Annotated in this window: 13 protein-coding genes and 1 pseudogene; all 14 read left to right on the top strand. The window is 68.8% G+C overall.

Going from position 1 to position 15,795, the window contains the following annotated elements:
- Positions 1 to 1,048, top strand: a pseudogene (locus UU9_RS18515) (hypothetical protein); the annotation flags it as partial.
- 52 nt (positions 1,049 to 1,100) lie between these two features.
- Entirely contained in the window at positions 1,101 to 1,400 is a 300-nt protein-coding gene (locus tag UU9_RS10230; protein WP_007081679.1) for a YadA-like family protein, read from the top strand.
- 219 nt (positions 1,401 to 1,619) lie between these two features.
- On the top strand, positions 1,620 to 3,341 hold the full coding sequence (gspE, locus tag UU9_RS10225; RefSeq protein ID WP_007081678.1) for a type II secretion system ATPase GspE: 1,722 nt from the start codon (positions 1,620 to 1,622) through the stop codon (positions 3,339 to 3,341).
- A gap of 114 nt (positions 3,342 to 3,455) precedes the next feature.
- Positions 3,456 to 4,673 (top strand): type II secretion system inner membrane protein GspF, encoded by a 1,218-nt coding sequence (gene gspF / locus UU9_RS10220; protein WP_007081677.1) that lies wholly within the window; start codon positions 3,456 to 3,458, stop codon positions 4,671 to 4,673.
- A gap of 68 nt (positions 4,674 to 4,741) precedes the next feature.
- Positions 4,742 to 5,215 carry a type II secretion system major pseudopilin GspG gene (gspG, locus tag UU9_RS10215; RefSeq protein ID WP_083838957.1) on the top strand — a complete coding sequence of 158 codons (474 nt, stop codon included), beginning with the start codon at positions 4,742 to 4,744 and terminating at the stop codon, positions 5,213 to 5,215.
- Between the two features lie 89 nt (positions 5,216 to 5,304).
- Entirely contained in the window at positions 5,305 to 5,751 is a 447-nt protein-coding gene (locus tag UU9_RS10210) for a GspH/FimT family pseudopilin (protein ID WP_040670783.1), read from the top strand.
- Entirely contained in the window at positions 5,748 to 6,329 is a 582-nt protein-coding gene (locus UU9_RS10205) for a type IV pilus modification PilV family protein (RefSeq protein WP_083838956.1), read from the top strand. The genes UU9_RS10210 and UU9_RS10205 overlap by 4 nt, the downstream gene beginning before the upstream one ends.
- Before the next feature lie 185 nt (positions 6,330 to 6,514).
- Positions 6,515 to 7,141 (top strand): hypothetical protein, encoded by a 627-nt coding sequence (locus tag UU9_RS10200; RefSeq protein ID WP_425476845.1) that lies wholly within the window; start codon positions 6,515 to 6,517, stop codon positions 7,139 to 7,141.
- Positions 7,141 to 8,007 (top strand): type II secretion system minor pseudopilin, encoded by an 867-nt coding sequence (locus UU9_RS10195; protein WP_040670740.1) that lies wholly within the window; start codon positions 7,141 to 7,143, stop codon positions 8,005 to 8,007. Before UU9_RS10200 ends, UU9_RS10195 begins: the two co-directional genes overlap by 1 nt.
- Positions 8,004 to 9,167 carry a PilN domain-containing protein gene (locus tag UU9_RS10190; RefSeq protein ID WP_007081671.1) on the top strand — a complete coding sequence of 388 codons (1,164 nt, stop codon included), beginning with the start codon at positions 8,004 to 8,006 and terminating at the stop codon, positions 9,165 to 9,167. Before UU9_RS10195 ends, UU9_RS10190 begins: the two co-directional genes overlap by 4 nt.
- Positions 9,164 to 9,778 (top strand): type II secretion system protein GspM, encoded by a 615-nt coding sequence (gspM, locus tag UU9_RS10185; protein WP_007081670.1) that lies wholly within the window; start codon positions 9,164 to 9,166, stop codon positions 9,776 to 9,778. The genes UU9_RS10190 and gspM overlap by 4 nt, the downstream gene beginning before the upstream one ends.
- The gene (locus UU9_RS10180) at positions 9,775 to 10,521 is read left to right on the top strand and encodes a hypothetical protein (RefSeq protein ID WP_007081669.1); all 747 of its coding nucleotides are present in this window, start codon (positions 9,775 to 9,777) and stop codon (positions 10,519 to 10,521) included. Before gspM ends, UU9_RS10180 begins: the two co-directional genes overlap by 4 nt.
- Before the next feature lie 2 nt (positions 10,522 to 10,523).
- The gene (gene gspD / locus UU9_RS10175) at positions 10,524 to 12,728 is read left to right on the top strand and encodes a type II secretion system secretin GspD (RefSeq protein ID WP_007081668.1); all 2,205 of its coding nucleotides are present in this window, start codon (positions 10,524 to 10,526) and stop codon (positions 12,726 to 12,728) included.
- A 395-nt stretch (positions 12,729 to 13,123) separates the two neighbouring features.
- Positions 13,124 to 15,619, top strand: a complete 2,496-nt coding sequence (hrpB, locus tag UU9_RS10170; RefSeq protein WP_007081667.1) for an ATP-dependent helicase HrpB — start codon at positions 13,124 to 13,126, stop codon at positions 15,617 to 15,619.
- Positions 15,620 to 15,795 lie beyond the last annotated feature (176 nt).

Below are 15,795 nucleotides of genomic sequence, written 5' to 3'. Positions count from 1 at the left end.
CAGCGGCTACGGCGCGGTGGCATTGGGCGCAGGCGCGTATGCGTCTGGCGACTTCAGTGCTGCGCTGGGCTGGTTGGCCGAGGCCGATGCGGTCAACAGTACCGCGTTGGGTTCTTCGGCCTATGTGACGCCCGAGGCCGACAACGCCGTGGCGCTGGGCGGCGATTCGGTGGCCGATCGCGCCAACACGGTGTCGGTGGGCAGCGCCGGTGCCGAGCGGCAGATCGCCAACGTGGCCGCCGGTACGCAGGACACCGACGCAGTGAACGTGGGCCAGTTGAAGGCCACCGGCCTGGTGGACGCCGCCGGCAGCAGCTTGACCGCCGTTACCTACGATGCGGATTCGGCGCAGTCCCGCCTGACCTTCGGCGGCAGCGGCGGTACCACGCTGGCCAACGTCGCCGCGGGTCTGCACGACGGTGAGGCGATCAACTTCCAGCAATACCGTTCGCTGGCCGCCACCATCGGCGGTGGCGTCTCGGTTGGCCCGGGCGGGCTGATCGGCACACCGTCGTTCGCGGTGCAGGGCAGCAGCTACTTCAACGTGGGCGATGCGCTGGGTGCGCTGGATGGCGCCGTCACCGGCGCAATGAATGGCATCTCCAGCCTCAATACGCGGGTCACCGCGGTGGAAGGAGCGCTGGAAGCCTCCGGCCGTCGGCCGGCCGTGCCCAAGAGTGGGGCCGCCGTCGCGACGGCCAGTGTCGCCGCCGAGGCCCCAAAGAGCACGGCGGCGCCGCGTGTTGCCAGTACATCGGTGGCGGCTCCGGAGCCCACGCAGGCCACGCGCAGTTTCGCCCCGACAGCGGCCAGTGTCGGCAGCCATCCGGCCTCCGAGGCCACCATCGCTGCGGCGCAGGCCGCACAGGCCGCCACGTCGACGGTCAATGACGCGGTGCCCGTCCAGGCCAATTCCGTCTCGGCGGGATCCGCGGCCAGCCAGAGTCGGGTGACCAACGTGGCGGCCGGCGCTGTGGCCACCGATGCGGCCAACGTCAGCCAGGTGGACGCCGCCATAGCCACGGCGCAGACATATCGACGCCGGTGACCGCACCACGCTGAGCCAGGCCAGGGCCTATACCGATGGCAAGTTCACCAGCATGGTCAGCGATGTGGATTTCAACTCGTTCCGCAACGAGGTGCAGGGGCAATTCCACACCGTCAACCAGCGGCTGGACCGGGTCGGCGCCATGAGTACCGCGATGGCGCAGATGGCGTTCAGCACCCAGGGCATCGACAGCCCCAACCGGATGGGCGTGGGCGTGGGCGGCTACCACGGCGAGGCCGCGCTGTCGGTGGGCTACTCGCGCTCGTTGTCGCGGCGTGCATCGGTGACATTCGGCGCCGCCATCTCCAACGGCGAAAGCTCGGGCGGCGTGGGCGTGGGGTTCGGCTGGTAGCAGGTGCGGCGCTTGGCCCCTCCGCTGCGTGCAGGGGGGAGGTTGGAGGGAGTTGTGCAGGGTTGGTGGGAAGGTCAGGAGCGAACCCTTCCCCCAACCCTCCCTGCAAGCAGGGGAGGGAGCAAAGCGTAGCGGTCAACGGCATCGCCGCCGTCCCCGCGTTGTGCTACCAATGCGGGGTTCGCGGCGCGTCGGAGCGTTGCCCCACCGGAGGAACCCATGTCGGCCTTGTCCAGCCCTGCGCAACCACGCGACATGGCCGTCGACGACGTGCAGGCGTGCGCGTTGCTGGTAGCCCGCGGGCGTTTGAAGGAGTCCGACCTGGGCCGCGCCCGGCGCCTGCACGAGGAGTCGCCCGAAGGCACGTTGACCTCCCTGCTGGCGCGTCTGGGCCTGGTCTCCGAGCGCGACTTGGCCGAAGCCTGGGCCGAGCTGCTGCAGGTGCCGCTGCTGGCCGCGCGTGATGCGCCGGAGTTGCCGCCGGCGGAGCTTGACCTATCCCTGCGCTTTCTCAAACAACAGCACGTGGTGCCGGTGCACGACGCGTCGGGCCTGGCCTTGGTGGTGGCCGATCCGGCCGATCCCTATCCGCGCCAGGCGGTGGAGCTGGCGGCCGGGCGGCCGGTGGCGTTGCGCATCGGCTTGCGTTCGGACATCGACGGCCTGATCGAGCGCTATTACGGCAGCGGTCGTTCGGCGATGGGCACCATCGTGGAGAACCTGGACGGCGGCGCGGCCGAAGAAGACGACGTCGAGCACCTGCGCGACCTGGCCTCCGAGGCACCCGTGATCCGGCTGGTCAACCTGATCCTGCAGCGCGCGGTGGAGCAGCGCGCTTCGGACGTCCATATCGAGCCGTTCGAAAACCAGCTGAAAGTGCGCTACCGCATCGACGGCGTGCTGCACGAAGTGGAGGCGCCGCCCTCGTCGTCCACCGCCGCGGTGATCTCGCGGGTGAAGATCATGGCGCGCATGAACATCGCCGAGCGCCGCCTGCCGCAGGACGGCCGCATCCAGTTGCGGGTGCAGGGCAAGGAGTTGGACCTGCGCGTGTCCACCATGCCGACCAGCTTCGGCGAGTCGGTGGTGATGCGCATCCTGGATCGCGAATCGGTGGTGTTCGATTTCGCCGCGCTGGGCTTCACCGACAGCTTCCAGCAGCGCTTCATCGACGTGCTGCAACGCCCGCACGGCATCCTGCTGGTCACCGGCCCCACCGGCTCGGGCAAGACCACCACGCTGTATACCGCGCTGTCGCGGATCAACACGCCCGACGTGAAAATCATCACCGTCGAGGACCCGGTCGAATACCAGCTCGAAGGCATCAACCAGATCCAGGTGAAGCCGCAGATCGGGCTGGATTTCGCCGGCGCGCTGCGCTCCATCGTGCGGCAGGATCCGGACGTGATCATGATCGGCGAAATGCGCGACCTGGAAACCTGCCGCATCGCCATCCAGTCCGCGCTCACCGGCCACCTGGTGCTGTCCACGTTGCACACCAACTCCGCCGCCGGCGGCATCGCGCGGCTGCTGGACATGGGCGTGGAGGATTACCTGCTCGGCTCCACCGTCAACGGCATCCTGGCGCAGCGGCTGGTGCGCACGCTCGATCCGGAAACCGCCGTGGCGTACGAACCCGCGCCCGAAGTCATCGCCCAGTTCGAACTGGCGAAATACACCGACGAACGTCCCATCCGGCTGTGGAAACCCGGCACCAGCGCCGCCAACCCCAGCGGCTACCGCGGCCGCCAGGCGATCCTGGAGTTCCTGCCCATGACCGACCCGCTGCGCCGCCTGGTGATGCAGCGCGCCGACGCCGGCGCCATCGAACGCGCCGCCCGCGCCGAAGGCATGCGCACGATGTACGAAGACGGCATCGCCAAAGCCGTCGCCGGCATCACCACGCTGGAGGAGGTGCTGCGTGTTACGCAGGAAGGCTGAGAATAGGGAATGGGGAGTAGGGAATAGGAAGGGCAGAAGCCAGTGCCTCGCCGCCGGCTGCTTTGCCCATTCCCTATTCCCTACTCCCTACTCCCGGTTCACGGGCCAACCCCAGTGAGCCAATACAGCTACAAAGCCATCACCGCCGCCGGCGAAACGCTGCACGGCCAGATGGAAGCAGCCAGCGTCGGCGACGTGATCTCACGCCTGCAGGAGCAGGGCCACACACCGCTGGAAGCCCAGCCGGCGCATGCCGATGAAACCGGCGGCGCAGCGAGCGCGCTATTCCGCCGCGGCCCGTTCAGCGGCGACCAGCTGGCCCAGTTCACCCATCAACTGGCGACCCTGCTCGGCGCCGGCCAGCCGCTGGACCGGGCGTTGGGCATCCTGCTGGATCTGCCCGAAAGCGAGCGCGCCAGGAAACTGATCGAGCGCGTACGCGAGCGCGTGCGTGGCGGCAATACGCTTTCTTCCGCGCTGGACGAGGAGCACGGCGTATTTCCCCGCCTGTACGTGAGCCTGGTGCGCGCGGGCGAGGCGGGCGGTTCGCTGGAGGAAACCCTGCGCCGGCTGGCCGATTACCTGGAGCGCGCCCAGCAACTGCGCGGCAGCGTCATCAACGCGCTGATCTACCCGGCGTTCCTGTTGGTGGGCGTGCTGGGTTCGCTGGTGCTGCTGCTGGCCTACGTGGTGCCGCAATTCGTGCCGATCTTCCAGGACATGCAGGTACCGATTCCCTGGATCACCCGCGCGGTGCTGCTGCTGGGCAACACCTTGCAGGCGTGGTGGTGGCTGATCGCGCTGTTGCTGATCGGTGGCGCGCTGGCGTGGCGCGCGCGGCTGCGCGATCCGCAGGCGCGGCTGGCGTGGCATGCCCGCCTGCTGCGCCTGCGCTGGATCGGCCCGCTGCTGCTGAAAGTCGAAACCGCGCGCATCGCCCGCACCCTGGGCACCCTGCTGAAAAACGGCGTGCCGCTGTTGAGTGCGCTGGCCATCGCGCGCCAGGTCACCGGCAACCGCGCCCTGGATACGGCGCTGGCCAGCGCCCACGAACAGGTCAAGGGCGGCTCCGGCCTGGGCCTGGCGCTGGCGCAATCGAGCCTGTTTCCACGGTTGGCGTTGCAGATGGTGCAGGTGGGCGAGGAAGCCGGCCAGCTCGACGGCATGCTGCTGAAAGTGGCAGACACCTTCGAGATCGAATCGCGCCGCGCCATCGACCGCCTGCTGGCCGCGCTGGTGCCTGCGCTGACCATTGTGATGACGGTGCTGGTGGCGATCATCATGGCCGCGATTCTGCTGCCGCTGTTGAGTTTGACCAGCAATATCCAGTAAGGAGGAGTATGGCAATGGCGAAGTTTTTGGCGTTGGTGGGGCAGGGAATAGGGAATAGGGAATGGGGAATGGGAAAGGCGCGCCAGCCCCGGCTTTCCGCTGTTGCGATTCCCCATTCCCCATTCCCCATTCCCGGGCGCGCAACGCGCGCCAACGGCTTCACCCTCCTCGAAATGCTGGCCGTGATCGTGTTGATCGGCATCGTCGGCACCATCGTGGTGCGGCAGGTGGGCAACAGTGTGGACAAGGGCAAGTACGGCGCGGGCAAGGTGCAGTTGCAGGTGCTGGGTCAGGCGATCGACAGCTATGCGCTGGACAACGGCTCACCGCCGCGCCAATTGCAGGATCTGGTGACCAAGCCGGCCAATGCGCCGAACTGGCAGCGCCCGTATCTCAAGGCATCGCAGTTGCTGGACCCCTGGGGCCACGCGTTCGGCTACGCCGCGCCCGGCCAACACGGCAATTTCGACCTGGTTTTCTACGGCCAGGACGGCAAGCCCGGCGGCGACGGCTACAGCAAGGATGTGGGTAGTTGGCAGTGAGGCCGGGAATCGGGAATGGGGAATCGGGAATCGGAAAGGCCGGCAAGCACCGGCTTTTCGCTCTTCCCATTCCCGATTCCCGATTCCCGATTCCCGGGCGCGCAACGCGCGCCAACGGCTTCACCCTCCTGGAAATGCTGGCCGTGATCCTGCTGATCGGCGTGGCCACGGCGGCGGTGGCGTTCTCGGTGACGCAGGGCTTGGCCGGCGCCCGCGCCGCGGCGGCCAGTGCCGACCTGGCCGCCGCGCTGCGCGCCACTCGCGCCCAGGCGATCGTGCGCGGCAGGGCGCAGGTGTTCGATCTCGATACCCGCGACAACCGTTGGCGCAATGCGCGCGGACAAACCGTGCAGCTGCCGCCGGACATGAAGTTGAGCATCACCAGCGCCCGCGAGGATGCGCCCGACGACCACACCGGCCGCATCCGCTTCTTCCCCGACGGCAGCTCCACTGGCGGCCACATCGTGGTGCAGCGCGGCCAGCGTCAGTGGCGGGTCGATGTGGCGTGGCTTACGGGCGCGGTGGTGGTTCGATGAAAGCCGAAAGTTGGCGGGGCGCGCCCGGGAATAGGGAATGGGGAATAGGGAATAGGAAAGGCAGGCGAGCACCAGCTTTTCGCTCTTCCCATTCCCCATTCCCCGTTCCCCATTCCCTGCATTCAAACCATTCCCGATTCCCGATTCCCGATTCCCGGGCGCGCGCTACGCGCGCCAACGGTTTCACCCTCCTCGAAGTCCTCGCCGCGATCCTGCTGCTCGGCATCGCCTTCGCGGTATTGATGCAGGTCGCGGGCGGCGCGATTGGGCTCACCGGGCAGGCGGCCGATGCCAGCGAGGCGGCGATGTGGGCGCGCAGCAAGCTCGACAGCGCGTACGTGGTCGAGCCGTTGCAGCCGGGTCACAGCACCGGACGGTTCGATCGCAAATTCGAGTGGCAGCTCGACGTGACGCCATGGCATGCCGCTGCGGCTGACGACCAGACACCGCTGCAGCTTTACCAACTGGATCTGCGGGTCAGTTGGGGGCCGGCAGCGCATCCGCACACGGCGAATTTCCGCACCCTGCGCCTGCTTTCGACCGGCCCCGGTTCCAACCCGATGGCGCCGACGCCATGACCGGGCGCGGTGAGGGTGCGATGAGAACCGGGGTTCGGCGGGGCGCGCCCGGGGGGAATAGGGAATGGGGAATAGGGAATAGGAAAGGCGCGTCGAGACCAGCTTTTCGCTCTTCCCATTCCCCATTCCCCATTCCCCATTCCCGGCGCGCAACGCGCGCCAACGGCTTCACCCTCCTCGAAGTCCTGGCATCGCTGGCCTTGCTGGCCTTGCTGATGTTGGGTGTCTACGCCGGCGTCCGCATCGCCACGCGCAGCGTGCACGCCGGCAATGCGCGTATCGAGCGGCTCGACCAGGTGCGCGCGGCGCAACAGTTGCTGCGTCGTGAACTGGCGCAGGCGCTGAGTCAGACGATCGATCACGATGACCACGGTACGCCGCTGGTTGTCGATGGCGCGCCGCAACGGCTGCGTTACGTGGCGCCGTTGCCGGGTTACCTCGGCCAACTGGGGCCGCAGTTGCAAACGCTGCGTCTGGTTGATGACGGCACGGGTGGCTTGCGGCTGGAGCTTGGTCTGGCCCTGCTGCCGCCCGATGGCAATGAGCCGCAGCCGATGGGCGAGCCACAGGTGCTGGTCGATCACGTGCGGGCTGGTCGTTTCAGCTATCGCGGCGTCGACGTGCGGGGTCGCGCCACGCCGTGGCTTGCCAGCTGGCCCGATGGCCGCGCGTTGCCGCGGCTGGTGCGGGTGGAGTTGCAGCTGGATGGCATGGTGTCCTGGCCCACGCTGGAGGTGCCGCTGCGCGTGGAGGCCGGCGACGCCGGGCCCGGCGCGTCGACCTTGCCGATCCGTCGCATGGGGGCGCAGTGATGCGCGCGTGTCCATCACCCCGACGGCAGCGCGGCGTGGCCTTGCTGCTGGTGCTGTGGGCGTGCGCGCTGCTGGCCGTGCTGTTGGGCGGCTATGCGGCCGTGGTGCATACCGAGGCGGTGCTGGCGCGCCATCAACTGGCGCAGACCCGCGCCCATTACGCCGCCGAAGCGGGCCTCATGCGTGCCTTGCGCGGGTTGCACGATACGCGCGCCAAACAGCGCTGGATCGGCGATGGCCGTCTGTACACGATGTCCTACGACGGCGCCGAAGTGCGGATTCGGGCCGTCGACGAGAGCGGCAAGGTTGACTTGAACAGCGCTTCGCCGGAGGTTTTGCAGGGCCTGTTCCGGGCTGCGGGCGCGGCCCCGGATGCGGCGCAGGCGCTGGCCATGCGGGTGGTGGAATGGCGCAGTCCTTCCGCGTTCGATGGCACGGCCGGCGATGCCGCGGGATACGCCACGGCGGGTCGACACTACCGGCCGCGGCACGGATCCTTCGCCAGCGTCGAGGAGTTGCAGATGGTGCTGGGCATGACGCCGGCGCTGTACCGCTCGCTGGCGCCGCACATCACCCTGTGGTCGGGCCAGGCCAGCCCGGACCCGAACGTGGCCACGTCGCTGGCGCTGGCTGCGATTCCCGGCATGACCGCCGAGCGCGCGCGGGAAATCCAGGCTGCGCGGCGGCGCAATGCCGCCGATCCCGAGCTGACTGTTGGCAGCGGAGTCACCCACAGCGTGCGTTCGCAAGCTACGCTAGCGGATGGCACGCAAGCCGTATTGCGGGCCACGGTTCGTTGGCGGGCGGGGAGCGCCGCGGCGCAACCTTACGCAGTGCTGCGCTGGCAGGAGGGAAACGAGGAATGAATACGCTGCTGCCGCCACTGCGGTCAGGGCGCGATCGCCTGCGCCAGGCCTGGCGCAGCTCGCCGTGCCCGGCGTTTTTCGCCTGGTGGGGCACTGAATTGCGCGCGCTGCCGCCGCCGCGCTGGCGTGGCTGGCTGGGCGATGGCGTGGCGTGGCATCTGTTGCAGCAGGAGCAGGGACAGTGGACCTTGCGCCGCGCCGGCGAGGCGCAGCCGCTGGCGCGCTGGTTCGCCGATGACGATGCGCTCGCACAACGCGCGGCGGTGAGCACGGCGCTGCAGGCGGTGGATCGCGAAGACCGCCGCCTCGCCTTGCTGTTGGATCCACGTACGGTATTGCGGCGCGCCGTCTCGCTGCCGCTGGCCGCGCGCAGCCAGCTGGCCCAGGTGATGGCGTTCGAAATGGATCGGCAAACCCCCTTCACCGTCGAACAGGTGCACTACGCCGCACGCGAGCTGACGTCGCCGACGCCGGTCGCTGCCGCGCATTTCCGTGCCGAGCTGCTGGCCACGCCGCGCAACACGCTCGATCCGCTGCTGGCGCGCCTTGCGGCCGCCGGTGTGGTCGTCGATGCGGTGGATCTGCCCGAGGGGAATGGACGGCTGGGCATCAACCTGCTGCCGCCTGCGCGCCGGCCGCATCATGTCCATCCGCGCCGCCGCTGGAATCGCGCGCTGGCGGTGGCCTGCCTGGCGCTGCTGCTGCTGGTGCTGGGCCAATACCTGCACAACCGCCGGCAGGCGCTGGTGCGGATGCAGGCGCAGGTGGAAAGCATGCGTGCCGACGCGCAGCAGGTGCTGGCGCTGCGCCAGCAACTGCAGGACAACGCCGGCGCCGCCGGTTTCCTGGTGCAGCGCAAACAGCATGCGACGACCATGCTGGCACTGCTCGCCGACCTCACCCGGCGTTTGCCCGACAGCGCCTGGCTGGAGCGGCTGAGCATCGATACCGATGGCCAGGTCGGCATGCAGGGCCAGAGTCCGCAGGCGGCACGATTGCTGGATGCCTTGAAGGATTCGCCACTGATCACCGACGCCAGCTTCCAGGGGTCGATCCAGCCCGATGCGGTCACCGGCAAGGAGCGCTTCTACCTGGTGGCGCAGTTGCGGCAGGCATCTGCGCCGGCAGCTGCCCCCGCCAGCGGCGGCAGTGCGCCATGAGCTATTCACCCACGCCGCGCGAGCGCCGCATCGCCGCAATCCTGTTGCTGCTGGCGGCGCTGGCACTGGCCTACTTCCTGCTGCTGCACTGGTGGTGGGTGGCACCGCTGCGACAGATCGATGCCCGCATGGACGAGCTGCAACAGACCCACGCCAGTTACGCCGCAGCGATCGCCGACCAGCCCCGGCTGGAGCGGCGGCTGGCCGCGCTGGGCGCGGGCCAGGCGGCCAGCAGCGCGTTCCTTCCCGAGAGCGACACCAATACCGCGGCCGCGGGTCTGATGCAGCGCGTGGTCGACGCGGTGGCCGCGCAGGCCGCCAACCAGCGCTGCGTGGTCAGCCAGAAAATGCCCATTTCCGATCCACCGGCGGCGCGCGGCGAGCCCTATCGCAAGGCCGCCGCCCGCATCAGCCTGAGTTGCGCCATCGAACCGCTGGCGGCGGTGCTGCACGCGCTGGAGCAGGGCACGCCGTACCTGTTCGTCGATGAGCTCAACATCTACCGCAACCCGGTGGCGGTGCAGCAGGACCGCGCCGCACCGCTGGAAGTGCAGTTCACCGTATCGGGCTACCTGCGTCCCGCCCGCGCCGCCGCGCAGGTGCAGCCATGAATGCCGCCAGCCAGCGCCGGCTGACCCCGATGCTGCTGGTGCTGCTGGCCGTGCTGGCGGGCTTGTGGCTGCTGCTGTTGTCCGGCATTGGCAGCCACGCGCACTGGCCGGCCGCCAGCTTGCCGTCGGCGGCGCCGGTGGCGGATCGTGCCGCGCCGTTGCCACCGCCGGTGCCGCGCAACCAGTTCGCCGTGATCTGGCAGCGGCCGCTGTTCGATCCCGATCGCCGGCCGGCGGCGCCGGTGACCGACAACGGCAGCATCGGCGAGCTGGAACTGACCGGCGTCATCGTCACGCCCACCTTGCACATGGCGCTGCTGCATGACCGCCAGGGCAATCGGGAGCTGCGTTTGCGTCGCGGCGAGACCTTGCCCGGCGGCAACCTCACCCTGGTCGAGGTGAAGCCGCGCTCGGCGGTTTTCGATACCGCCAGCGGTCGCGTGGAATTGTCCCTGCCTGCAGGTGCGCCGGTCGATGGCCCACCGCCAACGCCGGGTCAGGCCGCTGGGCCCGGTCCCGGCAGTAGCGTGTCCTGGCCGTCGACGCCACTGGTCACCCCGGCCCCCGCGGCCGGGCCGGACGGCCGTCCCGGCGAGCCCGCTGCGGGGACGCTCCGCGCTCCGGAGCCGACGTCTCCCGACACTCAAACCCATTCCCAAACGCAGCGCATCCGCGCGCTGCGCGAGATCATCCAGAAACGTCGCGCCGCGCAAGCCGCCGCGGTTCACGAAGGAGAGCATTGAGCATGCATCGCACGCACAGACAGGCCCGTCCGCTACGCGCGCTGGGGTTGGCGCTGGCGGTATGGCTGGCGGGCTGCTCCAGCCTGCCGCAACCGCACGACAACGACGCGTTGCAACGCGAGGCGGTAGCCGGCACCCGGGACCCGGTGCCGGCGCCGTTGCCTCTGAACACCACGGTTGCGCCCGATTCGGCATCGGTAGTGCGCCCGCAACTGAGCCAAGGCAGTGGCCAGTTCATCCGCCCCACCGGCCTGGCCACGCCGCGCGCGCCAGCGGCCGGCCCTGAAGGCGTCACCTTCAATTTCGAGAACCAGCCGGTGCAGGCGGTGGTCAAGGCGATCCTGGGCGACCTGCTGAAAAAGAACTACACCATCGTGCCCGGCGTGCAGGGCAACATTTCGTTCTCCACCGCCGAGCCGGTCGATGCGGGCGAGGCGCTGCCGATCCTGGAGACGCTGCTGTCGTGGACCGGCAATGCGCTGGTGCTGCGCGGCGGCAGTTACGTGGTGCTGCCGGCGAAGGACGCGCTGGGCGGCAACCTGGTGCCCAGCCTGGGCGCGTCGGCGCCGCAGGGCGGCCTGCAGGCGCGGCTGTTCCCGCTTCGCTACATCTCCGCCACCGAGATGGAGAAACTGATCAAGCCGTTCGCGCGGCCGGATTCGATCCTGCTGGTCGATTCGGCGCGCAACCTGCTGGTGATGTCCGGCACCGCGCAGGAGCTGGCCAACTACCAGCGCACCGTGCGCACCTTCGACGTGGACTGGCTGCGCGGCATGTCGGTAGGCGTGTTCAGCCTGCAGCGCGCCAGCGTCGATGAACTGATGCCGAAGCTGGACAGCATGTTCGGCCCCAAGGGCGACACGCCACTGGCCGGCATGCTGCGCTTCATCCCGATCGAGCGCACCAACGCGCTGGTGGTGATCAGCACCCAGCCCGACTACCTGCGCGAAGTGGGCGAATGGATCGCCCGCATCGACCGCGGCGGCGGCAACGAGCCGCAGTTGTTCGTGTACGACGTGCGCAACATCAAGGCGTCGGACCTGGCCCGCTACCTGGCGCAGATCTACACCAACGGTGCCGGCACCGGCGCTGACAACGGTGGCCAGGTCGGTCCCGGCCTGAGCAGCGCCACCCTGGGCAATGCCGATGGCGATACCGGCAACAGCCTGGTCAGCGGTATCGACAACGGCGGCGCCATGACCGGATCGGCCACGCAGCCTGTCGACAGCAATACCGCGCCCGGCAAGTCGTACAGCTCCAGCGACGGCAGCGTGCGCATCAGCGCGGTCGACAGCAACAACCAGTTGCTGGTGCGCGCACGGCCCTCGCAATGGAGCGAGATCGAGTCGGCGATCCAGAAGCTGGACAGCGTGCCGCTGCAGGTACAGATCGAAACCCGCATCCTGGAAGTCAGCCTCACCGGCGAATTCAGCTTCGGCGTGCAGTGGTATCTGGAAGGGCTGCGCGGCGCCACCAGCACCACCGACAGCAATGGCAACATCACGTTTTCGCCGGGGAATGCCAACAACCCGCGACAGATCGCGCTGGGCCAGGGCGGCGTGAACTTCGGCGGCGAGCCGTTCTTCTATTCCTTCATGAACAGCAACCTGCAGGTGGCGTTGCGCGCGATGGAAACCAGCGGCAACACCAAGGTGTTGTCCGAGCCGTCGCTGGTGGTGATGAACAACCAGCAGGCGAACATCCAGGTCGGCAACGAGATCCCGGTCAACCAGAGCTTCATCAGCCCCGGCCTGGGCAACGCGGGCAGCGGCATCAGCACGCTGGGCGAGGTGCAGTACAAGCCGACCGGCGTGATCCTGAAAGTCGTGCCGCGGGTCAATCCGGGCGGCCTGGTGTACCTGAAACTCAGCCAGGAAGTCAGCGCGCCCGGCATCAAGGACAACAACGGCAACTTCCCCATCCAGAAGCGCCTGCTGGAAACCCAGGTGGCGGTGCAGAGCGGCCAGACCGTGCTGCTCGGCGGCCTGATCCAGCAGAACGAAGGCACCACCGACACCGGCATCCCCGTGCTCAACAAGATCCCGCTGATCGGCCGCCTGTTCGGCACCACCAACCGCCACCGCGACCGCTCCGAACTGCTGGTGCTGATCACCCCTCGAGTGATTACCAGCGGCAATGATGCTCGCCAGGTCACCGACGAGTACCAGCGCAAGTTCGAATCGCTTGCGCCGTTGCGGGCGAAGTAGCTGCTCTGCTTCCTCTCCCCTGCGGGGAGAGGATCGAGGAGAGGGGGCGGTGCTCGCGGGGAAGTCGGTGAGTGGAGCTTTCGGTTTTACGGCGCCGCGTGTGGCCTGTTCCTGCCTCGTCGATAAACGGGAAAGCATGAAGGCACCGTAACCTCCTCTCCCCTTGGGGAGAGGAAACAGGAGAGGGGACACGCCGCGGGAAAGTTGATGGGTGAGCTTTCGGCGGCTGGGGGCTTCGTTGGGTTTCCCCGCGGCATGTTGCGCTTCGTTGCCACTTCCCCGCGGCGTGTCCCCCTCTCCCTGCCCTCTCCCCGCAGGGGAGAGGGGATTACGGCTTCTTCCAGCGTTGACGCGTGGCGCGGGGTAGCCACACCCCCGCCGCTATCATTCACTGAATGACCGTCTTCCCCATCACCCCGCTGCTGCCCGACATCCGCGCCGCGCTCGCCGCCGGTCCGCGGCTGGTGTTGGAAGCGCCGCCCGGCGCGGGCAAGACGACTCAAGTGCCGCTGGCCTTGCTGCAGCAGCCGTGGCTTGACGGAAAAATTCTGATGCTGGAGCCGCGCCGCATCGCGGCGCGCGCGGCGGCGCAGTTCATGGCGCAGCAGTTGGGCGAGGCGGTGGGGCGGACGGTGGGCTATCGCATCCGGTTCGAGGCGAAGGTCAGCGACGCCACGCGGATCGAGGTGATCACCGAGGGCATCCTCACGCGGCTGATCCAGCGCGATCCGGAGCTGACCGGCATCGGCGCGATCGTGTTCGACGAATTCCACGAACGGCATCTGGCGGGTGACCTGGGCGCGGCGCTGGCGCTGGACATCCAGGCCACCTTGCGGCCGGATCTGCGGCTGCTGCTGATGTCGGCCACGCTCGATGGCGAGCGCATCGCGCAGTGGCTGGATGCGCCGCGCATCACCAGTCCCGGCCGCAGCTTCCCCGTGCATGTCGAACATCCGCCCGCCCGCGCGCAGGAAAGCGTGGAGCAGCAGCTGGTCCGGGTAACGCGGCTGGCACTGCAGGAAAACGCGGGCGACGTGCTGGCGTTTCTGCCCGGTCGGCGCGAGATCGCGCGAGCGCAGAGCCTGCTGGCATCGCTGACCGATGATTATCCCGAGCTGGACGTCATGCCGCTGCATGGCGAGCTTTCGCTGGCCGAACAGCAGGCGGCATTGAGCGAGGCGGCGCCGGGGACGCGCCGCGTGGTGCTGGCCACCAACGTGGCCGAATCCAGCATCACGCTGCCCGGCATCCGCGCGGTGATCGACAGCGGGCTGGCGCGCGAGCCGCGCTTCGATCCGAATTCCGGCTTCACCCGGCTGCAGACGGTGAACATTTCGCAAGCCTCCGCCGATCAGCGCGCGGGACGCGCCGGCCGCGTGGCCGCGGGCACGGCGTACCGGCTGTGGCCGCAGAGCAAACGGCTGGAAAGCGCGCGCACGCCGGAGATCGCCCAGGCCGACCTGTCCGGCCTGGCGCTGGAACTGGCGGCATGGGGCAGCGACGCGTTGCCATGGCTGGACCCGCCGCCGCCCGGCGCATTGGCGCAGGCGCGCGAGCTGTTGCGTGCTTTGGCGGCGGTGGACGACGACCACCGCATCACCGCGCTGGGCCGCGACCTGCTGGAACTGGGCGCCACGCCCCGGCTGGGCGCCGCCGCCTTGCGTGCGCCGACCCCATTGCGTCCGCTGATTGCCGACCTGCTGGCGTTGATGGAGGCGCGCTCGCCGCTGCGTGGCGAGCAGTCGCGCAGCGATGATTTCCGCGACCGGGTCACCGCCCTGCATGCCTGGCGCGACCGGCGCGGCACGCTGGCCCGTGGCACGGTGGATGCGGGCGCACTGACCGCCATCGAGCAGGCCAGCAAAGGGTGGCGCAGACGTCTGGACGTCCATACGTCCGCCAGTGGCACGCCGGGTAGCCATGCCGTCGGCGACCTTCTTCTGCACGCCTTCCCCGATCGGGTGGCGCACCGCAGCGGCAACGATCCGCTGCGCTATACGCTGGCCAACGGCCGTGGTGCGCGATTGCACGAGAACACCGCCTTGCATGGCGAGCCCTGGCTGGTGGCGCTGGACCTTCGCCACGAGACGCGCGACAGCCTGATCCTGGCCGCCGCGCCGCTGGATCCGGACATGCTGGAGCGTGACTACCCCGCGCAATTCACCCGCCAGCGCACGCAGCGCTGGAACGACGAGCGCGGTGCAGTGGAGGCGTTCGAGGAGCGCCGCTTCGGTGCCATCGTGCTGGAGCGCCGCAGCGTGCCGGTGGATGCGCGCGATGCGTTGCCGGCCTTGCTCGCGGCCGTGCGCGGCGGCGGGCTCGACCTGCTGCCGTGGAGTGAATCGGCGCGCCGTTTGCGCGCCCGCATGCAGGCATTGCGCGCATGGATGCCGGCGCTCGGTCTGCCCGACGTGGCCGATGCGGCGCTGCTGGCCACGCTGGAACAGTGGCTGGCGCCGTTCCTGGATGGCGTGCACCGGCTCGATGCGTTGCGCGCCGATGCGCTGTCGCAGGCGCTTTCGGCGCTGCTCGATCATGCGCAGCGCCAGGCGCTGGACCAGCATGCGCCCGAAAGCCTCATCGTACCCAGCGGCCAGTTGCGGCGGATCGACTACGTGCCCGGCGAACCGCCGGTACTGGCGGTGAAACTGCAGGAGCTGTTCGGGCTGGCCGACACGCCGCGCATCGGTGGCGGACGCATACCGGTCACGCTGCATCTGCTGTCGCCGGCGGGGCGGCCGATCCAGGTGACCCAGGATCTGCACGGCTTCTGGCAGCGCACCTATCCCGAGGTGCGGCGCGAACTGAAAGGTCGCTATCCGCGCCACCCGTGGCCGGACGATCCTTGGACGGCGCAGCCGACCCATCGCGCCAAGCCTCGCCAGCGCTGAATACGATCGGGGTGGTTTCCCGCGGCCTTCACCCGGTTGTCGATCGAATGGCTGCGGTATTCGTGCTGCGTGGTTGTCTGTACCATCGATCGCGCCATGGCTACCCATGGGAGACGTCTTGCGCACAGCCAAACGCTCCACTGCTCCAGCACTGCCGGACACCGCAGTCTTCGGCC

The sequence above is a fragment of the Rhodanobacter fulvus Jip2 genome, assembly GCF_000264315.1.
Lineage (GTDB): Bacteria > Pseudomonadota > Gammaproteobacteria > Xanthomonadales > Rhodanobacteraceae > Rhodanobacter > Rhodanobacter fulvus.
Note: the sequence above shows the minus strand (reverse complement) of the source record. Positions and strands in the feature narration are given on the sequence as shown.